Consider the following 21,780-nt stretch of genomic DNA (forward strand, 5'->3'; position numbering starts at 1 on the left):
ACTGATTTCAAATTTCGTCCGGGGAGCGAAAATCGGTCATACTGTCCCAGCGTTCGCGTTTGCGGGCTTTTACTTCTTCTTTCTCCGGCCGTATCACGCCTTGCTCACCAATGGTCCAGCTGAGCGGGCGTCGCTCTTTGCCTACCCGTTCAGCTAACAGCATCAGGCCTTCCATAAAGGCATCGGGTCGGGGCGGACAGCCGGGCACGTACACATCTACCGGCAGAAATTTGTCCACGCCCTGCACCACGCTGTAGATATCATACATGCCGCCGGAGTTGGCGCAGGAGCCCATCGAGATCACCCATTTTGGTTCCATCATCTGCTCGTGCAGGCGTTTGATGATGGGGGCCATTTTAATGAACACCGTGCCGGCGATGATCATCACGTCGGCCTCGCGCGGGGTGCCGCGAATTACTTCGGCTCCAAAACGGGCCAGGTCATACTTGGGCGTCATGCTGGTGGCCATTTCCACAAAGCAGCACGAAAGGCCAAAATGGAAGGGCCACATCGAGTTCTTCCGGCCCCATGCCAGCAGATCCTGCACGGTGCTCAGCATCACGCTCTGCTGCACCGTTTCCTCGTAAGAGCTGGTGCCGGTTACCGGGGTTACCGGTTCATTGGGTTTGGTGAGCCACCATTTCATGGTTTTTCGTTGTTAGGTGTTCGTTATTAGTCCAGACAAAATAAAACCAGTGGAATTCTGTCCTATGTCAAATCGTCTTTTTTCAAACTTAGGCCGTCGGCTTTTGCATCAGCTTCTTATAGGCCTGCAGGATCTTTTGCCCGTCCGGGCCGAAATCCAAGGCGCCGTTGCGCCACTCATAGACCAGCACCACACCCAGCAGCAGGATAAAGGCCAGCACGCCCAGGTAGCCGTACCAGCCCAGGTCGCGGAATGCGATAGCCCAGGAAACGATAAAGATCGTCTCGACATCAAATATGACAAAGAGCATGGCGACCAGGTAAAACTGCGAGGAGAAGCGCAGGCGTGCCCCGCCGGTGCTCAGGATGCCGCCCTCGTAAGGCTCGCCGGTGGCGCGCGCATTGTGGCGCTGGCCCAACACGTAGGAGAGGCCCAGTATAACCAGCACCAGGCTCAGCACAATAGCCCCATACACCAGCAGGGGCCACAATACCGTCGTATTTTGAATGGCAGCATACATCACTTCTCCGCCTCCCGCGGGATAGATTTAACGAAACTGAATGAAAGGTTTTACAGCAGTGCGAACGTGTATTACTGGCCTGATATGTAGTGCTCCAGGTTCTCGATAATATACTTCTGTTCGTCAATGATATATTTTACAATGTCGCCGATAGAGACCAGGCCGACAAGGTTGTCATTTTCCAGAACGGGTAAGTGGCGGATGAACTTGTTTGTCATCAGCTGCATGCATTTCTCTACCGTGTCGGCAGGTGAGACGGCGAGGGGATGCTCGCTCATGATCTCTTTCACCAGGGTCTCCCGGGAGGCTTTGCCCTTTAGGATCACTTTGCGGGCGTAGTCGCGTTCCGTGAAGATGCCCACAAACCGGCCGGCATCTACCACCAGCAAGGCGCCCACATTATTTTCCACCATCGTTTCAAGTGCTTGATAAACAGTTGAAACCGGTTCAACAGAAACAATCCTGTTGTTCTTCATTTGCAAAATGCTCCTGACGGTGCCCATTTTTCCTCCCTTCCGGCTAAAAAAGTGGTGTATTCAAATAATTTAATTTTGTATACGGATAATTATTTTAAGTAGGTAATGAATTTTGGTAAAATTTTATATTTTTATTTAATTATTTACATATGAAAATGCCTGGATGTGAATGGGATAGGTGCAGTAAGCGCCGTCTGAACAGGATAGGAGAGAAGCAGAACCGGGGTTTATACGTCTGTAGCTAATGTACAAAAGTATAAACCCCGGCTTATTAGGGGTACTGCTACAAGTATGGAACTGGCTTAATCCAGCAGCGGTTGCCGGGCATCCATCAGTTTTTCGGCCCGGAACACGTCGTCGGCAGCCTGCAGTATTTTGGCTTTTAGCTTCGGGTTATAAGCCGGGTGCTCCTGCAAAAACGTACGCACCACCTGCGCGGCAGCCGGACTTTGGTACGCGCCCAGCGTTGCCTGCAGCCAGCTATAGGGAAAGAAGATGTCGCCGGTGAGCTGTATCTCTTCGAGCACGTCGAGGCTCTGGCGCAGGTATTTTTCCGAAGTGGCCGTGCGTAGCGGGTGGTGCAGATACGCCAGCGCGCCTAGCACCCATGATTCTTTCTCCCGGTTACGGGCGTCCAGCAGCGAAGCAAAAAAAGCATCGCGCACCTGTTCATCGGACGAGAGTGCAGGCAGCATAAATTCCAGCCGCTTTTTACGGTCCGGGTTTTTGATGCGCGCCAGCTGCGTTTCAAGTATGGCTTTGGAGTCCGGGTAGTCCCGCACGGCCAGCGTCAGGGCCAGCGAGGTATAATCGTCTTCGGCAAGCTTTACGCCGGCGGGTGCTTCCTGCTTTTGCCATACCAGGTAAAGGCGCTGCTGGGCCTTTGGCGTCAGCGCGATACTCTGGTAAGTTTTAAACAGCAGCTTTTTAGCGTTGGCGGAGGTGGTGTGCTGCAGGGCGTTCCAGAGATCCTGCTCCAGGCCGGCAGCCAGCTGTTGCCGTTGCGCGGGCAACAGCAGCTTCCAGTAAATATCACTAAGCTGGCCGGTGAGCAGTTTGAGGTTTAGTTCTTCAGTTTCTTTGGCTAAGCCGCCCCGGTACAGTTGCAGCAACTGCGCAGGTTTGATGTAGCGGCCATTGAGCATGTTCTCATAAAAGCTAATATACGCCGATGCGCGCGCCACCGGGTCTTGCAGTGCGTAGAGGCCCCTGGTAAGCTGCGCATCTACCGGAAAAACGCCATAACCCTGCCCTGACGAATTAAAAAGGATGAATTGCGGCGCCGGGGCTCCTGTCGCTTCCGCCAGGTGCACAGTTTGCTGGTTCATGTTCACGGTCAACTCCCGGGTGTGGTCGGGGTACACAAGAGAAACTTCAAAGAACTGCGGCCACAGGCGCGGCGCCCCGGCCTCGGGCTGCTGCGAGAGGGTAAGGTCCGCAATTTTGCCATCCTTCAGCACAAGCTTATAGTCAAACACAGGCCGGCCGGGCTCGTTCACCCATACCTGGTTCCAGGCCTGCAGGTCAGCGGGCGTGTTGGCATCTAGTATCCCGATCAGGTCGGGCCAGGTGGCATTGCCATAGGAATACGTTTGTAAGTATTGCTGCAATCCTTTCCGGAAAGCCTCCTGGCCCATGAGCCGCTCCAGCTGCCGCATCATCACGGGTGCTTTGTGGTAGATGATGTTGCCATACATGGAGCCTGCATCCTGCAGGTTGTCAAGCGGCTGGCGGATGGGGTTGGCACCAGTAGTGCGGTCCACGCCGTAAGCAGCCGGAAAATGATCAACCAGGAACTTAAGGTCATAGTTGGCATCGGCCATTGACACCTGCGTGATCTTGTCGGCCATAAAATTGGCAAACACCTCTTTGGTCCATACATCATTGAACCACTGCATCGTCACCAGGTCGCCGAACCACATGTGCGCCGTTTCGTGCGAGATGAGATTGGAGCGGGCTATTTTCTGATCCTGCGTCGCGCCTTCGTCCAGGAAAAGCGAGGAGGCCCTGTACTGGATAGCGCCCACATGCTCCATGCCGCCGTACTGGAAATCAGGTATGGCTACAAAGTCGAATTTTTTGAACGGGTACGGAATGCCGGTATAATCGCCCATAAACCTGAGCGCATCCCGGTGAATCCGGAAGATAGGCGTTATACTTTGCGCGATCTTAGCAGAGTCAGTTTCGCGGTGGTAAAAGTGCATGGTGCTGCCCTTTTCCGTCTGTGTCAGCTGGCTGAATTTGCCTGCTGCAAACGAAAAAAGGTAGGTGCTAATGGTGTCGGACGGGGCGAAGTGGTAGGTTTTACTTTGCGCCTGCACCACCGAGTCCTGCAGCGGTCCGTTGGCTAGCGCGTGCCAGTTCCTGGGCAGCGTGAGCGAAAAGGTGAAGGTCGCTTTCAGGTTCGGCTGATCGAAGCAAGGGAATACCGTGCGTGCGCGGTCGGGTACGAGCAAAGTATAAAGATAGTCGTCGCTGCGGTTGAGCGACAGATCGCCGGCTACAAACCGGATAGCGACCTGGTTGGTGCCCTTTTTTAGGTACTGCGCCGGAATAAGCAGGTGCTCCTGCTGGTGCACAATAGCGATCGCTTTGTTGTTGACAACCACTTGCTGCAGGTGGTCGGTCTTTTCTTTAAAGTCCAGTTGGAGCGGCCTTTTGTTATCCAGCAAAGTGAAGGTGATGGTTTCGGTGGCCGGAATAGGGGCTTCTTTATTTTCCGGAACCGTGAAGGCCAAAGTATAGGCCACGTGGCGCAGCCGTTCTTTGCGGTCTGCGGCCAGTTGCTCCGAAACGCCTGCTACCACCGGCACGGGGCTGGCAGCCGGCATCTTGTTTGTGCAGGAAGCAAAAGAAGCGACACCAAGCGCCAGCAGACCTATCGAAATCGATTTACAAAAGCTGTTTATCATACCTGGCTAAAGTACGAAGTTATACTTATATCTTGCAAGCACTGGCGGACCCGCGCCGCCACGAAACCGTACAATAGGGAGGCGGTTCCGGGAGCAGCAATTTTATGTGCGGTACTTTAAAATAAATTGCTTTATTTAAACTTTGCCTGAATACGTACTACGTTATGAATAGAAAGACGCTCCACGTGGTGGTTGCCTCCACCAACCCGGTGAAAGTTAAAGCGGCCCTAGGTGGTTTTGAAAAGATGTTTGCTGACAGAACAGTTGACGTAGTGCCGCTTTCGGTTCCATCCGGTGTGGCCGACCAGCCCATGACGGATGCCGAGACGCTGGAAGGCGCCCTGAACAGGGTGCAGCAGGCCCGTTATATTTACCCGGAAGCAGATTTCTGGGTGGGCATCGAAGGGGGCGTGGAAGTAATGGGAAACGAGCTGGCTGCATTTGCCTGGATAGTAGTTCGCTCTGCCACGGGTATACTGGGCAAAGCCCGCTCAGGCACTTTCTTTTTGCCTCCTGCCGTGGCAGGGCTTGTGGCGCAGGGAATGGAACTGGGGCATGCTAATGATAAGGTTTTCAGCCGCCATAATTCCAAGCAGCAGGGCGGCGCTATCGGTAGCCTGACCGATCAGGTGCTGGACCGCCGCCAGTTGTATGAGCCCGCGGTAGTGTTGGCCCTGGTGCCGTTTAAGAATCAGGCCTTATATGCTGCTCCTGCCGGTTACGCGCTTCCTGCCTGCCCGGAGAAGGAGTGATTTGTAAAACAGAGAGAAGCTGTGTATGAAACAAAGTGACCTGCGTCCGATCCAGTTATACCCTTTAGGAGATTCCGCTATTACGGTGCAGTTCGGCGATGCTGTTTCGGAACACACGCTGAGCCTTGTCCGCAACTATACTGCGCACCTGGAGCAGCAGCCTTTCGCCGGGCTTATCGAATTTGTGCCGGCTTATACCACGGTTACCCTCTACTACGACCCCTGGGTGGTAAGCGAAAAAGGCAAGTATAACCCCTATGAGCGGGTAGTGGCCATTATTGAGCAGGCGCTGCCCCGCACCGGGACGAGTAAGGAAAAGCAGCCCCCGAAAATACTGGAAGTGCCCGTTTGCTACGGTGGGGAGTTTGGCCCCGACCTGGCCTTTGTTGCCAGCCATACCCGCTTATCCGAAAAAAAGGTGATCGCCCTGCACAGCAGTGTGGAGTATCTGGTGTATATGATCGGGTTTGTGCCGGGTTTTCCGTACCTGGGCGGGATGAAGGAGGAAATTGCCGTGCCGCGTAAAGAAACGCCTGGCCCCTGCATTCCCGGTGGCTCGGTGGGGATAGCAGGTGTGCAGACAGGCATTTACCCCATGGAAACGCCCGGTGGCTGGCAACTTATCGGCCGCACACCACTTTCGCTCTTTAATCCTTATCGTACACCGCCCGGTCTGCTGAAAGCGGGAGATCTGGTCCGGTTCCGGCCCATTACCAAAGCAGAGTTCCACAAGCAAAAGGAGCTGGCGTATGAGTCTTAGCATCGAGAGCCCCGGCCTGCTGACCACCATCCAGGATGCGGGCAGGCTGGGCTACCAGAAAGATGGCATGGTTGTGAGCGGCGCGATGGATGCTTACGCCCTGCGGCTAGCGAATATGCTGGTAGGCAATCCGGAATCGGCAGCAGCCCTGGAAATAACGCTGCTGGGCCCAACCATCCGTTTCAATACTGACCTGCTTATTTCGCTGACAGGCGCCGATCTGTCGCCCACCATAAACAATGAGCCTGTAAAAATGTGGCGCCCGGTGTTTGTGGCTGCGGGAAGTATACTGGCCTTTGGCGCGCCGCGGGCGGGTTGCCGGAGCTACCTGGCTGTGGCCGGCGGCTTTGCTATACCCAGCGTGATGGGCAGCCACGCCACGTTTCTGCGTGCCGGCATCGGCGGGTGGCAAGGCCGGGCCCTGCAGTCCGGTGATTTGCTTCCTGTAAAAGGGATTCCGGCGGAGATCACTTCCTTTGTGGAGATCTTGCGCGCAGACGCTGCAGCCGGCGGCTGGCAGCAGGCAGACTGGTCGGCCATACCGGATTTTTACCTGAACGGAGTACCAGAAAATGTTATCCGGGTGGTGAAAGGGCCCGAGTATGACTTGTTTGCCGGCAGCAGCACGGAAGATTTCTGGCAGTCTGATTACAAAGTATCATCACATTCCGACCGGATGGGCTACCGCCTGAACGGGCCGACGCTGGCACTGGCTACGCCGGCAGAGCTGTTGTCGGGGGCTGTGACGTTTGGCACCATCCAGGTGCCTCCGGATGGCAATCCCATCGTGCTGCTTGCCGATCATCAGACCACCGGGGGCTATCCGCGCATTGCGCAGGTCGTCACGGCCGATTTCCCGAAACTAGCGCAGGTTCCCCCCGGCCGGGATATTCGCTTCGAAGAAATTTCATTGGAAGAAGCCCATTTGCTGTATATTCAGCGCGAAAAAGCGATCGAATCGCTCAGAAGTGCGCTACACCTTAAGCTCACCCGTTAACATGCACTACACCGTGGACCTAAACTGCGATTTAGGAGAAAGTTTCGGCGCCTATTCGATCGGCAACGACGAAGCCATTCTGCCTTATGTGACTTCGGCCAATATTGCCTGCGGCTTTCATGCCGGCGACCCTGCCGTGATGCGCAAAACAGTACAACTGGCGCTGGCACAGGGCGTCGCGATAGGCGCGCACCCCGGCTTGCCCGACCTGGCAGGCTTCGGCCGCCGCGAAATGGCTATTACCCCGCAGGAAGCCTATGACATGGTGGTTTACCAGGTCGGTGCTTTGGCTGGCTTTGTGCAGGCGCAGGGCGGCACCCTGCATCATGTAAAACCCCATGGCGCTCTCTACAACATGGCGGCTGTACGTCCGGCATTAGCTGCTGCCATTGCCGAGGCGGTGTACAAGGTATGGCCGGAGGCCGTGCTGTATGGCTTGGCAGGCAGCGAGTTGATCAAAGCAGGAAAGGAAGTTGGCCTGCAGACGGCCGGCGAAGTATTTGCTGACCGCACGTACCAGCAGGATGGTACCCTCACACCTCGCAGGCAGGTGGATGCCCTGATCTCCAATCCGGCAAAGGCAGTGCAGCAGGTAGTGCGCCTGGTAAAAGAAGGCCGGGTGCGCTCGCAGCAAGGCCCCGACGTCGTGCTTACGGCCGATACCATTTGCATCCACGGCGACGGGCCGCATGCGGCGGAATATGCCCGTTTGATCCGGGAGGCGCTGGCCGAAGCCGGGATTACAGTTCAGCCTGTAAACGGCCGCAGCGCATGAGGCTAAAACGCAACGTGAGTATCCTGCTGGGCGCTGCTTTCCTGATGGCCACCTCGGCCGTGGGGCCCGGCTTTCTGATGCAGACCACCGTTTTTACCCAAACGCTTGGTGCCAGCTTTGGATTTGTGATCTTGCTTTCCATCCTGCTCGATATCGGGGTGCAACTGAATGTTTGGCGCGTGATTGCCGTGTCGGAAAAGCGGGCGCAGGATATTGCCAATGCCGTGCTGCCGGGCCTCGGTGTTCTGATCGCGGTGCTGATTGTGCTGGGCGGGTTGGCGTTCAATATCGGCAACGTGGGGGGCGCCGGACTCGGGTTCAACGTCTTGCTGGGCCTCTCAGCCGAAGCGGGTGCCGTGGTAGCAGCCCTGATCTCCATTGCCATTTTTATGGTGCGGGAGGCCGGCAAAGTGATGGACCGGTTTGCCCAGGTCATGGGCCTGCTCATGATCCTGCTTATTGTGTATGTGGCCATCACCTCGGCCCCGCCACTGGGTGAGGCGGCCGTTAAAACCATTCTGCCTGATAAAGTAGACCTGATTGCCATCATTACGCTGGTGGGCGGAACAGTAGGAGGCTATATTACCTTTTCGGGTGGTCACCGCCTGCTGGATGCCGGCATAAAAGGACCTGAGGCTTTGCCGCAGGTAACCACCAGTGCCGTTTCGGGCATTACGATCGCTTCCGTTATCCGCATTTTCCTGTTCCTGGCTGCATTGGGTGTGATCAGCAAAGGGCTGGCGTTGGATGAAAGTAACCCGCCGGCTTCGGTCTTTCAGCTGGCAGCAGGGCAGGTGGGCTACAAGCTTTTTGGTATTGTGATGCTGTCTGCGGCGATTACTTCTGTGATCGGCTCGGCTTATACTTCGGTTTCGTTCATCAAATCCTTTCATCCGGTTATTGCCCGAAACGAGAACAGGGTCATCATCGGCTTCATTGTGTTATCCACGCTTATTTTCATCACGATCGGCAAACCTGTGCGGCTGCTCATCCTGGCCGGTGCACTCAATGGCTTGATCCTGCCTGTTACGCTGGGTACTATCCTGGTGGCTGCCTACAATCGTAAAGTGGTGGGTACCTACCGGCACCCGCTGTGGCTGACCATTTTTGGCGCGCTGGTGGTACTGATAATGGCCTGGTTGGGCGCCTACACGCTATGGCAGCAGCTACCACAGTTGTTTATCTAAGTAGGGAGCTTTTCCGAAGTCAGGGTCAAACTATAGTTGTTATACTTGCTGTGGCAGGTAGATTTCTCCTTTGAGGTAAGTTACGGCCTGTCCACTGATGTATACCCGGTCTTTGGCCAGTTCGCATTGCAGCGTACCCACCCGCCGAGAGACCTGCCGGGCAATTAGTTTTGTTTTCTGCAGGCGTTCGGCCCAGTAGGGGATAAGCGAACAGTGCGCCGAGCCCGTCACCGGGTCTTCGAAAATACTGGCCTGCGGCGTAAAGAAACGGGAAACAAAATCCACCTCCCGGCCTGGCGCCGTCACCACAATACCGCCAGGATCCAGGTTGATGGTATGAAGCAGGCTAGTGTCAGGGGCTAGATTCACTACGTCTTCCTCGGTTTCATATACCAGCACATAATCCCGGGCTTTCAGCACTTCTTTCGGCAGCTTCCCAATGCCTTGGCGGATTACCTCGGGCAATGCGGCCGGCAGCGGCTTGCGGGCCGGGAAATCCAGCGTCAGCAACTCCCCGGTTTTGGTTACGGTAAGCGGGCCACTCTGGCTCTGAAAGGTGATCTGCTCGCTACCGTAACCCAGGTGCCGGAAAAGTACGTGCGCAGCGGCCAAGGTAGCATGGCCGCACAAATCCATTTCCAGCTCCGGCGTAAACCAACGCAAACGGAAACCCTCGCCCTCCGGCACAAAAAAAGCCGTTTCAGATAGATTGTTCTCGATCGCGATCAGCTGCAGGGTCTTATCCGGAAGCCAGGATTGCAGCGGGCACACGGCGGCCGGGTTGCCTCCGAAGATGTTGCCGGTAAAAGCGTCGATCTGGTATAAGGGTATGGTCATTCTGTTGTAGGGTTAATAGTTGGTCAGGTAGGTTTTCCTGACTCAAGTATCTTTTATTGCTTTAGAGTAGGGCTACTATACGTAGGCCTTCACGCTGCTACTATCTTTTGTTCTCTGTTAGTTCCTGCAGCCGTTAAAAGGCCAACACAGTTTTCAGAAATCAGATAAATATTTGACCACTCTTTAGCGATACTTTAGCATTCTTCCTACCCCACTTACTTAAAAGTACTTGTTATAGAAGGCTAAATTCCTGAATTAGTTATATTTGTTATATCCAAGCCTATATAATACAAGTATAATAAAATAGGTAGGCCGGCCATCCGTATCCTTATGTAGCCGTCCCTTCTTTCTCACCCTGCTGCTGCCAATATACTTACGTTTGCTGAAAATATTTAACATACTTTAATATAAGTATTTGAATTTCAGGCCTACACCGTTCTGCGCTACGCTTCAAAAGCAAGCATATAGGTCAGGTTTTAAGCGACATGCGCCATTGCTTATTCCTTTGATCATACTAACGCCACACCTATGAAAATAAAATTATCTCCATGTTTATTCCGGTCAGCGCCTTCCGGCACTTTTAATACTGCACTGCAGTGCACAATGCTTGTTTTCTTCTTCCTTTTTCTCCTGAGTTTTCAGGCACCGGCAGTTGCTCAGAACCCGGCGTGGGCACACCAAATGGGTGGTGAATTTGCCGACCGTGCCGCAGCTGTTGCTGTCGGGCCGCAAGGCAGTGCTTTTGTAGCGGGCAGCTTTCGCGGCACCGCCAGTTTTGGAGCTACCTCCCTCACCAGCAGTGGTGATCTGGATGGCTTTATTGCCAGGTACACGCCTGAAGGCACTTTAAAATGGGTAAAAAACCTGGGGAGCAGCGGTGCGGACCAGGCCAGCGCAGTAGCTGCCGACAGCAACGGAAACGTGTATGTGGCCGGTAGTTTCAGCGGCACCGTCAACTTCGGGAGCAGCAGTCTGACCAGTAACGGAGCCGAGGATATTTTCCTGGTTAAGTATGACGCCGACGGGGAGTTATTATGGGCAGGGTGGAGTGGCGGTGCAGATAGCGAGCAGGTGTTGCAACTTTTTCTGGATGCTTCCGGCAAGGTGCACCTTGCCTTCTTATCGAGCAGCGTTCAGAATGGCTCCGCTTTCGCCAATACTTTTGTAGCCATCTGGGATTCCTCCGGCAGTTTCCATGGGGCCCTGAATGCAGGTGGCATAGGCGGCCACGTTTCAGATATTTCCTTTGATGCGGGCGGCAATACCTACGTTACAGGAGATTTCACCGGAACGATGACGATTGGGGATCAGGACCTGATTTTAAAAGGTCCAACCTCTCCTTATCTGACTTACTCCTCCATCTTTACGGCCAAGTTCAATCCGGAAGGTGGGCTAGATTGGGCCAGGGAAGCGTATGGCTTAGAGAAGTACACCCAGGAGGGGTATCCCGCATCTGTTGAATCACCCCAAATAGCTACGGATAAAGCTGGAAACGTCTACATTTCAGGCATTTTTTATAGCGGTATCCTGCTTGGTGATGTTATACTTGATGATGGTTTTGATACACAAGGTGAAATGCCAGAAAAAATCTTTCTGGCTCAGTATGATAATGCCGGTAATCCGGTATGGGCCAAGTGGGTTGCCAGCAAAAATGGCGGCGTTGATATAGTTGATCTAGTGCCCGATGCGGAGGATAACCTTTACCTGGCCTATCATCCGCTGGGTTTTATGGCTACAGACCCAACTGCCAATATCAATAAATACGACACAGAGGGGAACCTGATCTGGCAAATAGTAGAAGATGCCGATTATGACAACCCTACGCCCATCCATCATATTGCGGTGGATGAAATGAGCCGGCTTTATATGACTTTTTCTTTGATCGGAGAACTTTACCTAATCGGCACTACCGGAACCGAGGAGAATACCACCCCCATCACCAGCGACGATCTGACTAACCGCTTTACAGCCGTATACGACAACAATGGAAGCCCGCTGTGGGTGAAGCAGGTGGAGACCACAAGTGTAGCCAGTTCGGAAAAGGGCGCTTATGTAGCTGGTTCTTTTAAAGACACGGTTACCTTGGGCAATATTAGCCTAAGGAGCAAGGGCGAAACGGATGCATTCCTGACGAAAGTAATGTATGAGCCGGACCAGGTAGCCGCGCCCGTCTTTACCACCTTTTCACCACGCGAGGGCTTGCCCGGTGATACCGTGCGACTGCGTGGCACCGCACTCGCTACCACCCACACGGTACTCTTCAACGGCGTGGAGGCTAATTTCGAGGTCATCAGCGACACACAGCTGCGGGCGGTGGTACCAGCTACGACTACTACGGGCCGGATCACGATCCAAACTGCCGGTGGGAAAGATGTGAGCGGCAAGCTTTTTACTGTGCTGCAGCCCCAGATCGCTTTCTTTGCGCCCTGGTGGGGACACGCAGGCTCCGCTGTCTACATTGCCGGCCGGTACTTATCTACGACCAAAGCGGTGCGTTTTAACGGCGTAAAAGCTAAAAATTTCAGCGTGTACAATGATTACCTGGTGCGGGCAGAAGTACCGGCCGGAGCCACCACCGGCAGGATCAGCCTAGAACTGGAAGGAGGAGCAACAGCTACCAGCGCCTGGAATTTCCAGGTAACAGGCAACCCTTGGGCGCTGATCGCCTTCCGCGCCACAGCGGATAGTACGGCAATTATACCAGGCGCCTTAGCGCAGGAAGAGGCGCCGCTGGCCTATCCTAACCCGTTCACCGGCAGCGTTCGCATTACGGCTAATCTGGGCAAAGCCGCGCCGGTGCGATTGGTGATTTACTCGGAAGTGGGGCAGGTGGTGCGCGAGATCAGCTTTGGCCAATTGCCCGCCGGGCAGCATGACTTGCTCTGGGATGGCAATAATAGCCAGCACACGCCGGTAGCGCCCGGTTTATACTTCTATCATGTGCTGGTGGGAGATAAGCAACTTCGCGGAAAACTGCTTAAGGCAGGCAGCACCCTCAGGTAAGCACCATGAAATATTATTTCGTAGCTGCATTAAGAAGAGGGCCGGGCTACTATTCCCGGCCTTCCTTTATAATTGGATATTCCGTGGGGCTTATGCCACAGCGAACATTACACGGAAGCCAATTACTCTTCTTTCTGTTGCCTACGGAACTGAAGCCGGCTTTCGAAAACTCTAATACGTGCAATCGTACTTCTACCTATAGTGGGACGCAACTATACATGTCTTCCGCTGGCAGCCAAAAGCTCTGGTTCAGCAGACAGCATACCCTTATTACTTCAATCCTATTTTAATAAATCATCCACTTTTAATATTTCTAAAATTATGAAAACAAATCTATTATTTCCTCAAGCGTGTACTATTTCCTTATCCAGCTGGCTTCGGTTGTTTTGTATACTTCTCTGTTGGTATAGTTTTATACCGCCGGCACAGGCCCAGACAAAAGTATGGGACCAGACGTATGGCGGCATTGTTTCTTCGGTAGATCCCGAAGTACCGGTAGATGGAGTGGACGATGAAGAATTTAAACTCGGCAGGTCTGCCTTTGGGGCCATGGTAGCGCTACCGGATGGCGGTTACCTGCTGGGTGGCTCCTCCGACTCAGATAAAGGGAATGATAAGAGCCAAAGTTGGATCGGAGATCGCGGTAGCACCAGTTTCTGGCTCGTGCGAATTGATGCTGGTGGCAACAAGCTTTGGGACAAAGCCATTGCAGGTAGTAATCTAAACGCCATGATTCCCACATCAGATGGTGGTTTTTTACTGGGCGGCCGTGCAAGTGCCGATTACCTGATCGTTAAAATTGATGCTGATGGGAATGAGCTTTGGCGCAAAAGTTATGGAGGCAATGGCAACGATCAGTTGAACGCGCTGGTAGCTACTGCCGATGGCGGGTATCTGTTAGGAGGCCAGTCGTCGTCAGGCAAAAGCGGGGATAAAAGCGAGCCGGTGCGGGGGCCTGCCAACGACTCCGATTTCTGGGTGGTAAAGATCAACGCAACAGGTGACAAAGTATGGGATAAAACTTTTGGCAGTTCGGATGTAGATGTACTGACAGCTGTGGCCGTAACCGAAGACGGCGACTACCTGCTGGGTGGCTGGGCGAGAGGGGAAAGTATAAGCGGGGACAAAACCCAGGCTAACAGAGGACAAGACGATTATTGGGTGATCCGGATCAATGCAAGGGGTAACAAAGTATGGGACAAACGGTATGGCGGGAAATCAAGCGACCACCTGGAGGCGATGCTGGTTACCCCCAATGGCGGGATTTTGCTGGGCGGAACTTCCGGGTCCGGAAAGGAAGGAGACAGAAGCGAGGCAAGTAAAGGAAGCTTCGATTACTGGGTTATTATGCTGGATGCGCAGGGAAGCAAAGTAGGGGACAAGGCCTATGGCAGCGAAAGCTTTGACACCTTTCAAGACTTGGTCGCCACGCCCGACGGAGGCTATTTGCTGGGAGGGTATGCGGGGTTCGGAAGGAGCAGCGGGGATAAAAGTGAAGGCAGCAGAGGGGAATTAGATTTTTGGATCATAAAAGTAACAGAAAGCGGAGAGAAAGTATGGGACAAGACCTTTGGAGGCGGGGCAGTGGATGTGCTTCGGGATATCGTTGTCTCTCCGGATGGAAACTACCTCTTGGGCGGTACCTCTAACTCCTATGCCAGCGGCGATAAAACTGCTGCTAAAAAGGGACTGGAAGATTATTGGGTTGTAAAAGTACACGACCAGGGGAAACCCTATTGCATTCCGGCTATGACCCAGGGCTGCGCCGATGATCATTATATCGCGAACTTCAAATTTGGAGAGGTGTACTATAATGCGCCGGGGCAAGGCTGCAAGAATGAGGACGGTTATACCCTTTTTAGACCATTCTTTGATATTTACAGCGATGCACGATATACGACCACCCTCAGGCAGGGACAAAGCTATCCTGTTAGTTTCGCGTCCGAGTCGCCAAGCGGCTATGTAGCCAAAGAACAGGCCTACGGGGTTTGGATCGACTATAATGATGACAAAGACTTTGAGGACGCCGGGGAGTTTGTGTATGGTTCACCGGCTGTTGGCGCCGCCTTTTCCGGCACCGTAGTTATACCTGCCGATGCTGCCGCCGGCGTGAGGCGCATGCGGGTGAGGAGCAGGCCAGACGGTGCATTCGCCGCCTCTGAGTCCTGCTCCGCTGGCAGGTATGGCGAAACACAGGATTATACCCTGGCCATCGGCTACTGTGCCTCCTTTGCGGCAGACGGCTGCGGTAATGGTGCGTATATCGATAATTTCAGCTTCCATACCCTTGTCAACGAGGGCTCCGGCTGCAATGGCAACCTTGGCGGCTACATCAGTTATGATACCACTGGTACCCTGACCACTACCGTGAAGAAAGGCCAAAAATATGATATCAGCGTGCAGGCGGGTTCGGTGGCACAAACCTTTGGCGTGTGGATAGATTTTAACAACGACCAGGATTTTGAGGATGAAGGAGAATTTGTGTACCGCTCTCCCCTTGTGGAAGGTGAAAATTACAATAATGGCAACGGCTTCTTCTCGCCGTCCGCCAGCACCGATCGGTTTACAGGAAAAGTAAGCATACCGTCTTCTGCTATCACCGGGCCTGTGCGGATGCGGGTGCGGTCCAACAAGTTTAATTTTTATCAGAGTGGAGCATGCGCAGAGTTCTTCCCGGATGATGCGACTGATCAGGAAGACGCCTTTGCCAATGGCGAAACAGAGGATTATACCATTACCATCGAAGCCCCGGACCAAGTAGCCGTGCCCACGTTTACCTCCTTTTCACCACGCGAGGGCTTGCCCGGTGATACCGTGCGACTGCGTGGCACCGCACTCGCTACCACCCACACAGTGCTCTTCAATGGTGTGGAGGCTAATTTCAAGGTCATCAGCGACAAGGAACTGCGGGCGGTGGTCCCGGCCTCGGCCACTACGGGCCGAATCACGATCCAAACCACGGGCGGCAAAGATGTGAGCGGCAAACTTTTTACCGTGCTGCAGCCCCAGATCGCTTTCTTTGCGCCCTGGTGGGGACACGCAGGCTCCGCTGTCTACATTGCTGGTCGGTACTTGTCCACCACAAAGAATGTTAGTTTCAATGGCGTAGAGGCAAAAAGCTTTAGCGTGTACAACGATTACCTGGTACGGGCAGTAGTGCCGGCCGGAGCCACCACCGGCAGGATCATGCTCGAACTGGAAGGAGGAGCAACAGCTACCAGCGCCTGGAATTTCCAGGTAACAGGCAACCCATGGGCACTGATCGCCTTCCGCGCCACAGCGGATAGTGCGGCAGCCATAACAGGCGCCTTGGCGCAGGAAGAGGCGCTGCTGGCCTATCCTAACCCGTTCACCGGCAGTGCCCATATTGCGGCTAATCTGGGCAAAGCCGCGCCGGTGCGGCTGGTGATTTACTCGGAAGTGGGGCAGGTGGTGCGCGAGATCAGCTTTGGCCAGCTGCCCGCCGGGCAGCATGACTTGCTCTGGGATGGCAATGACAGCCAGCACACGCCGGTAGCGCCCGGTTTATACTTCTATCATGTGCTGGTGGGAGATAAGCGGCTAAGCGGAAAACTGCTTAAGGCAGGCAGCCCTGCCCGGTAAGCGGCGCATGGCAGCAATGCATTGGAACTTCAAAAGCAAAGGCCCGGCAAACTAACCGGGCCTTTACTTTTCCGGAGGCTTCCGCGGCTCTTATACCCTGGGACCCGCACTGCCAGGCGCATTGGCTGGAAAACCCAACTATTTGTTTGCTTTGAAGTATAACAAGGCATTTGCCGGCTGCCTGCAAATTGGTAGAACTGCTTGCGTTTTTTGTGCAGAGCGGCAGCCGGGATCCTCATTTAATCGCTTTTTATTAGCCATACATAAGATTTATGAAAGTAACAACATACCTGGGCAGCCCATACCCTTTAGGCGCTACCTGGGACGGGAAAGGAGTGAATTTTGCATTGTATGCGGACAACGCAACGGGCGTGGAGCTTTGCCTGTTTCATTCGACCGATGACAAGAAAGAATATGCGCGCGTGAAGATGGCCGAACGCACTCATCAGGTATGGCACGTATACCTGCCTGATGCAAAGCCTGGCCTGCTCTACGGCTACCGCGTGCAAGGCCCTTATAACCCGGAAAATGGCGAGCGCTATAACCCGCATAAGCTGCTCATCGATCCCTATGCCCGGGCCATATCAGGTACTATCGAATGGCACGATGCCCTCTTCGGGTATAAAATGGGCGATAAGAAACAGGATTTGACCTTCTCCAAAACCGATAGCGCGCCCTTTATTCCCAAATCCGTAGTAATTGACCCTGCTTTTGATTGGGAGGGAGATGTGGCTCCCAAAATACCTTACCATAAATCGATTATTTATGAAACGCATGTAAAGGGCTTTACGCAGCTGCACCCCGATATTCCGGAAGAGATCCGGGGCACATACCAGGCGCTGGCCCATCCGGTTACCATCAACTACCTGCAGGAACTCGGTATCACAGCCGTCGAGCTGTTGCCGGTGCATCATTTTGTGACCGACCGCTACCTGCTGGACAAAGGCCTGACCAATTACTGGGGCTATAACTCGATCGGCTTTTTTGCCCCTGATGTGCGGTATGCCAAAAGCAACAAGATCGGAAGCCAGGTGCAGGAGTTCAAGCAAATGGTGAAGGAACTGCACAAAGCAGGCATCGAAGTGATTTTGGATGTGGTGTATAACCACACGGGCGAAGGCAATCAGATGGGCCCCACGCTCTCGTTCCGGGGCATTGATAATGCGTCGTACTACCGGCTGGTAGAAGACAACAAGCGCTATTACATGGATTATACCGGTACCGGCAATACGCTGAACGCCAACCTGCCCAGTGTGCTGCGCCTGATCATGGACAGCCTCCGCTACTGGATCCTGGAGATGCACGTGGATGGTTTCCGGTTTGACCTGGCCTCGACGCTTGCCCGCGAGCTGCACGAGGTAGACCGGTTGAGCTCCTTCTTTGACATCATTCACCAGGACCCGGTTATCTCGCAGGTAAAGCTTATTGCCGAGCCTTGGGATGTGGGCGAAGGCGGTTACCAGGTGGGCAACTTCCCGCCCGGATGGACGGAATGGAATGGCAAGTACCGCGACTGCATCCGGGATTACTGGCGCGGGGCAGATAGTATGCTGGCCGAATTTGCCGAGCGCTTTACCGGCAGCTCCGACCTCTACCGCGACGACTACCGCAGGCCTACCGCCAGCATTAACTTTGTGACGGCGCATGACGGCTTTACCCTGAATGACCTGGTCTCTTATAACGAAAAGCACAACGAGGCCAACGGCGAAAACAACAACGACGGGGAGAGCCACAACCGCTCCTGGAACTGCGGGGTTGAGGGGCCAACCGATGATCCGGCTATTCTGGAACTGCGGCAACGGCAGAAGCGGAATTTACTTACCACGCTTTTCCTGAGCCAGGGAGTGCCCATGCTGGTGGCAGGCGACGAGATAAGCCGCACCCAGGGCGGCAATAACAACGCCTACTGCCAGGACAATGAAATATCGTGGCTCAACTGGGCTGCCGCCGACAAAGAGCTGCTGGCCTTTACCCAAAAGCTGATACAGTTGCGCAAAAGTCACCCGATGTTCTGCCGCCGCCGCTGGTTTCAGGGGCAGCCGATAAAAGGCGTTGGGGTAGAAGATATTGCCTGGTTTTTACCGGAAGGCACCGAAATGACGGACGAGAACTGGAGCCATGATTTTGCCAAATCGCTGGGCGTATACCTCAACGGCCGTGGGGTGCATGCCCTGGGGCCAAAAGGGGAGCAGATCCTGGACGATAGCTTCTACATTATTTTTAATGCCTATTACGGCGAGCTGGAGTATACCTTGCCACCCGAAAAGTATGGCACTAAATGGACCAAGGTGCTGGACACTACCTGGAACCTGATCGAAGATGGCGAAACGTATAAGGCCGGTGATGTGGTGAAGGTACAAGGAAATTCGGTCGTGCTGCTGCACCACCCGCTTGCAGCCCACCATAAAGCAAAAGCCAGTTAACAAAAAAGACCTCCGGTTACGAATAGCCGGAGGTCTTTTTTGTTAGGTATACTTGCCAGCCCAGGTTATCTCCCTGATAGGAAGTATAAAGGGCCGGGATATACTTGTTTTGGCACAATCATAACTGCGCTACCTGGTAGTGGCGTGCTTCCGTATCGTAGCGCACCATCATTTTGCGGGCTTCTTCCGGAATAACCGCCTTGTCCGGGTCATCGCCTGCAAATTGCCGGATCGCCTCCATGGATGTCCAGTGGGTTATTACCAGAAACTCCACCGCATCTGTCACCTGACGCCGGTAAACGGTAGTGCTTATATATCCTGGCAGCTGCTTTAGCTCGGGGAACAGGTGTTGGGTCAGGTGCTGTTCATAGTTGGCTACCTCCCCGGGTTTGAGCCAGCCCGTCCAGTGTCTTGCAATCATAAACTGATTTCTTAGGTAAGATCAAAATAAAAGCGCCCGGGCAATGTACCCGGGCGCTCTTTAAGTATAAGCCTTTTAAACAACGCTGCGGCTGTTTAAAGGATACGTTACCAAAGTCTGATACGGTCCTCCGGTTTCTTATACAGCTTGTCGCCAGGCTTCACATCAAAGGCCTGGTACCAGGCATCCATGTTTACCGGCGCGCCAATGGTTCTGTACTGGCCCGGCGAGTGTGGGTCTGTAACCACCTGCTGGGCAGCTGCCTCTGGAAGGATGTTGGTTCGCCATACCTGTGCCCAGGCCAGGAAGAAGCGCTGATCCGGCGTGAAGCCATCGATCTTCTCGTTCGACTTGCCTTGCTTCGTCATCTTAAAGGCTTCGTAAGCCGCGTTCAGGCCACCCAGGTCACCAATGTTTTCACCCATCGTCAATTTGCCGTTCACGTGTACCGTGTCCAGGATAGTATAAGCGTCATATTGCGCCTGCAGGGCATTGGCTTTCTTCTGGAACTGCGTACGGTCTTCTTCGGTCCACCAGTTGCGCAGGGTACCGTCTTTATCATACTGACTGCCGGAGTCATCGAAACCGTGGGAGATCTCGTGGCCGATCACGGCACCGATACCACCATAATTCACGGCATCATCCGCATTCGGGTCAAAGAACGGGAACTGCAGGATACCGGCCGGGAACACGATCTCGTTCATTACCGGGCTGTAGTAGGCGTTCACCGTTGGAGCAGACATACCCCATTTGGTTCTGTCAACCGGTTTGCCCAGCTGGCTCACCATGTCGTTATACGCCCATAAATCAGCGTTGCGTAGGTTCTGGAAGAATGACTTGCGGCTGATCTCCAGGCCGTCGTAGTTTTTCCAGTTGTCCGGGTAAGCGATCTTTGGAGTGAAAGCGTGGAGTTTATCCAAAGCTTTTTGCTTGGTTGTAGCGCTCATCCACTCCAGGTTGTTAATACGGATCTCGTACGCTTTGATCAGGTTACCGATCAGCTCCTGCATGCGGGCTTTCGCCTCAGGCTTAAAGTATTTCTGCACATACAACTGGCCCAGCAATTCGCCAATGGTGCCGTCGGTGAGCGACGACATACGCTGCCAGCGCGGCGTCTGTACTTTCTGGCCGCTCAGTGCCTGCGAGTAAGCAAAGTTGGCATCTACAAAAGGCTGGCTCAGGTATGGGGCCGACGATTTGAGCACGCTCCACTGCAGGTATGTCTGCCAGTCGGCAACCGGAACGCTCTTTACCAGGCTGTTAAGCTCTTTAAAGAAAGCAGGGTTGTTTACCAGCACCGTGTCCTGTCCGGTTACTTTCATTTTGGCCATTAGCGGCTGCCAGTCAATGTTCGGCGTGGTTTTGCTCAGGTCCGCAACAGCAAATTTATTGTAAGTTTTATACGGATCACGCATTTCCACGCGGCTCATTTGCGCAGCAGCCAGTTTTTTCTCCAGGTTGAAGATGGTTTCGGCATTTTTCTCGGCAACGGCCGGCTTGGCACCGGTTAAGGTGAAGAGCGTGGTGATATACTTTTTATAGGCTTCCTGAATTTTGGTGCTGCGGGCATCATTTTTCAGATAGTAATCGCGGTCAGGCAGCGTAGTGCCGCCCTGGCTAAGCTGGGGCACCATGTTCTCCACGTTCTTGCGGTCCTGGCCCACATAGAATCCGAACATCGGCGAGCTGTAACCCACGGTACGCAGGTAAGCGGCCTCGTTGAGCACGTCCTGTACATTCTTTACTTTACCGGCTCTTTTCAGGTCGGCTTTGATCGGCTTGTAACCAAGTTTGTCGATGGCAGCGCTGTCCATGGCCGCTGCGTAAAAATCACCTACGCGCTTTTCAATAGAGCCGGTAGCGGCGCTTTTGTTGCCAGCCGCTTCGTTCAGAATGGATTTAACAGCATTGATGTTAAAGTCGCGCAGCTCGTTAAAGCTTCCCCAGCGGGTTTCCTTTGCCGGAACAGGGTTGTTCTTCAGCCAGGTGCCGTTGGCATACTCGTAAAAGTCGTTGCCGGGCTTCACCGACAGGTTCATGTTCGTCTTATCGATGAAAGGAGTTTTTCGGGCACCAGATGGGTCAAACTGCGCCGAGGCCTGTACGGCATACAGCGAAGCCGCACCAAACAAAAGGATTTTGAGGTGGTTCTTCCAGTTCGACACCGGAGCTTTAGCGTTTTGGTTAGTCATAGAGTTGTTAAAGTTGATAAAGTAATTCAGGGTAGTAGGTTTTTAACTCTTAAAGATAATGATAACATGCAATAAAAGTAAAACTTTCTGGGGAATACAAATTTATTGTTTGAACTTTAATGCAAGGAGAAACGGGCGCTCCAAAAGGTGTTTTGATCTGACTGCCCCAGCAAGACAGCTTGCTTGTTTCGGGCTCTGAAACTGCCTGGATAATCGTCCTCACCAGACTCAGGGGAGGTTGCCGGCAGAGGCGCTTTTTGCTTGCCGCACAAAAAA

15 protein-coding genes are annotated in these 21,780 nt (G+C 53.7%); 8 read left to right on the plus strand and 7 right to left on the minus strand.

Annotation, left to right across the window (positions count from 1 at the left end):
• Positions 1-7 precede the first annotated feature (7 nt).
• The 4 genes from LWL52_RS05475 to LWL52_RS05490 form a co-directional block, all read right to left on the minus strand.
• Positions 8-646 (minus strand): NADH-quinone oxidoreductase subunit B, encoded by a 639-nt coding sequence (locus LWL52_RS05475; RefSeq protein ID WP_242917689.1) that lies wholly within the window; start codon positions 644-646, stop codon positions 8-10.
• Positions 647-734: 88 nt separating this feature from the next.
• Positions 735-1,166: an NADH-quinone oxidoreductase subunit A gene (locus tag LWL52_RS05480; RefSeq protein WP_242917691.1), complete on the minus strand. Its 432-nt coding sequence runs from the start codon at positions 1,164-1,166 to the stop codon at positions 735-737.
• Positions 1,167-1,237: 71 nt separating this feature from the next.
• Positions 1,238-1,669, minus strand: coding sequence for a CBS domain-containing protein (locus LWL52_RS05485; RefSeq protein WP_255748475.1), 432 nt, complete (start codon positions 1,667-1,669; stop codon positions 1,238-1,240).
• Between the two features lie 275 nt (positions 1,670-1,944).
• Positions 1,945-4,554, minus strand: coding sequence for a M1 family aminopeptidase (locus tag LWL52_RS05490; RefSeq protein WP_242917695.1), 2,610 nt, complete (start codon positions 4,552-4,554; stop codon positions 1,945-1,947).
• A gap of 164 nt (positions 4,555-4,718) precedes the next feature.
• On the opposite strand from LWL52_RS05490, the gene yjjX reads away from it, so the two are divergent.
• The 5 genes from yjjX to LWL52_RS05515 are packed head-to-tail and all read left to right on the plus strand — an operon-like array spanning position 4,719 to position 9,025.
• The gene (yjjX, locus tag LWL52_RS05495) at positions 4,719-5,306 is read left to right on the plus strand and encodes an inosine/xanthosine triphosphatase (protein ID WP_242917697.1); all 588 of its coding nucleotides are present in this window, start codon (positions 4,719-4,721) and stop codon (positions 5,304-5,306) included.
• A 25-nt stretch (positions 5,307-5,331) separates the two neighbouring features.
• On the plus strand, positions 5,332-6,066 hold the full coding sequence (gene pxpB, locus LWL52_RS05500; RefSeq protein WP_242917699.1) for a 5-oxoprolinase subunit PxpB: 735 nt from the start codon (positions 5,332-5,334) through the stop codon (positions 6,064-6,066).
• Entirely contained in the window at positions 6,056-7,063 is a 1,008-nt protein-coding gene (locus tag LWL52_RS05505) for a 5-oxoprolinase subunit C family protein (protein WP_242917701.1), read from the plus strand. The genes pxpB and LWL52_RS05505 overlap by 11 nt, the downstream gene beginning before the upstream one ends.
• Complete coding sequence (locus LWL52_RS05510) at positions 7,035-7,838, plus strand: LamB/YcsF family protein (RefSeq protein ID WP_367615659.1); 804 nt, start codon at positions 7,035-7,037, stop codon at positions 7,836-7,838. Before LWL52_RS05505 ends, LWL52_RS05510 begins: the two co-directional genes overlap by 29 nt.
• Positions 7,835-9,025, plus strand: a complete 1,191-nt coding sequence (locus LWL52_RS05515) for an NRAMP family divalent metal transporter (protein ID WP_242917703.1) — start codon at positions 7,835-7,837, stop codon at positions 9,023-9,025. The genes LWL52_RS05510 and LWL52_RS05515 overlap by 4 nt, the downstream gene beginning before the upstream one ends.
• A gap of 39 nt (positions 9,026-9,064) precedes the next feature.
• On the opposite strand, the gene LWL52_RS05520 is transcribed toward LWL52_RS05515, so the two are convergent.
• Positions 9,065-9,862 carry a PhzF family phenazine biosynthesis protein gene (locus LWL52_RS05520; RefSeq protein ID WP_242917705.1) on the minus strand — a complete coding sequence of 266 codons (798 nt, stop codon included), beginning with the start codon at positions 9,860-9,862 and terminating at the stop codon, positions 9,065-9,067.
• A 603-nt stretch (positions 9,863-10,465) separates the two neighbouring features.
• Here LWL52_RS05520 and LWL52_RS05525 point away from each other — a divergent pair.
• From LWL52_RS05525 to glgX, 3 genes are all read left to right on the plus strand, one after another.
• Positions 10,466-12,865, plus strand: coding sequence for an SBBP repeat-containing protein (locus tag LWL52_RS05525; protein ID WP_242917707.1), 2,400 nt, complete (start codon positions 10,466-10,468; stop codon positions 12,863-12,865).
• A 381-nt stretch (positions 12,866-13,246) separates the two neighbouring features.
• Entirely contained in the window at positions 13,247-16,468 is a 3,222-nt protein-coding gene (locus tag LWL52_RS05530; protein ID WP_242917709.1) for a GEVED domain-containing protein, read from the plus strand.
• Positions 16,469-16,740: 272 nt separating this feature from the next.
• Entirely contained in the window at positions 16,741-18,891 is a 2,151-nt protein-coding gene (gene glgX, locus LWL52_RS05535) for a glycogen debranching protein GlgX (protein ID WP_242917711.1), read from the plus strand.
• Positions 18,892-19,009: 118 nt separating this feature from the next.
• On the opposite strand, the gene LWL52_RS05540 is transcribed toward glgX, so the two are convergent.
• A complete protein-coding gene (locus tag LWL52_RS05540; protein WP_242917713.1) occupies positions 19,010-19,312 on the minus strand; it encodes an antibiotic biosynthesis monooxygenase family protein in 303 nt (100 codons plus the stop codon).
• A 107-nt stretch (positions 19,313-19,419) separates the two neighbouring features.
• Positions 19,420-21,351: a M13 family metallopeptidase gene (locus LWL52_RS05545; protein ID WP_242920653.1), complete on the minus strand. Its 1,932-nt coding sequence runs from the start codon at positions 21,349-21,351 to the stop codon at positions 19,420-19,422.
• Between the last annotated feature and the right edge of the window lie 429 nt (positions 21,352-21,780).

The sequence above is a fragment of the Pontibacter liquoris genome, from assembly GCF_022758235.1.
Lineage (GTDB): Bacteria > Bacteroidota > Bacteroidia > Cytophagales > Hymenobacteraceae > Pontibacter > Pontibacter liquoris.

What these genes read in the sequence shown, in the direction of transcription:
- LWL52_RS05475 (WP_242917689.1), bottom strand. Translation starts at nt 646, where the DNA reads ATGAAATGGTGGCTCACCAAACCCAATGAACCGGTAACCCCGGTAACC.
- LWL52_RS05480 (WP_242917691.1), bottom strand. Translation starts at nt 1,166, where the DNA reads ATGTATGCTGCCATTCAAAATACGACGGTATTGTGGCCCCTGCTGGTG.
- LWL52_RS05485 (WP_255748475.1), bottom strand. Translation starts at nt 1,669, where the DNA reads ATGGGCACCGTCAGGAGCATTTTGCAAATGAAGAACAACAGGATTGTT.
- LWL52_RS05490 (WP_242917695.1), bottom strand. Translation starts at nt 4,554, where the DNA reads ATGATAAACAGCTTTTGTAAATCGATTTCGATAGGTCTGCTGGCGCTT.
- yjjX (WP_242917697.1), top strand. Translation starts at nt 4,719, where the DNA reads ATGAATAGAAAGACGCTCCACGTGGTGGTTGCCTCCACCAACCCGGTG.
- pxpB (WP_242917699.1), top strand. Translation starts at nt 5,332, where the DNA reads ATGAAACAAAGTGACCTGCGTCCGATCCAGTTATACCCTTTAGGAGAT.
- LWL52_RS05505 (WP_242917701.1), top strand. Translation starts at nt 6,056, where the DNA reads ATGAGTCTTAGCATCGAGAGCCCCGGCCTGCTGACCACCATCCAGGAT.
- LWL52_RS05515 (WP_242917703.1), top strand. Translation starts at nt 7,835, where the DNA reads ATGAGGCTAAAACGCAACGTGAGTATCCTGCTGGGCGCTGCTTTCCTG.
- LWL52_RS05520 (WP_242917705.1), bottom strand. Translation starts at nt 9,862, where the DNA reads ATGACCATACCCTTATACCAGATCGACGCTTTTACCGGCAACATCTTC.
- LWL52_RS05525 (WP_242917707.1), top strand. Translation starts at nt 10,466, where the DNA reads ATGCTTGTTTTCTTCTTCCTTTTTCTCCTGAGTTTTCAGGCACCGGCA.
- glgX (WP_242917711.1), top strand. Translation starts at nt 16,741, where the DNA reads ATGAAAGTAACAACATACCTGGGCAGCCCATACCCTTTAGGCGCTACC.
- LWL52_RS05540 (WP_242917713.1), bottom strand. Translation starts at nt 19,312, where the DNA reads ATGATTGCAAGACACTGGACGGGCTGGCTCAAACCCGGGGAGGTAGCC.
- LWL52_RS05545 (WP_242920653.1), bottom strand. Translation starts at nt 21,351, where the DNA reads ATGAACCTGTCGGTGAAGCCCGGCAACGACTTTTACGAGTATGCCAAC.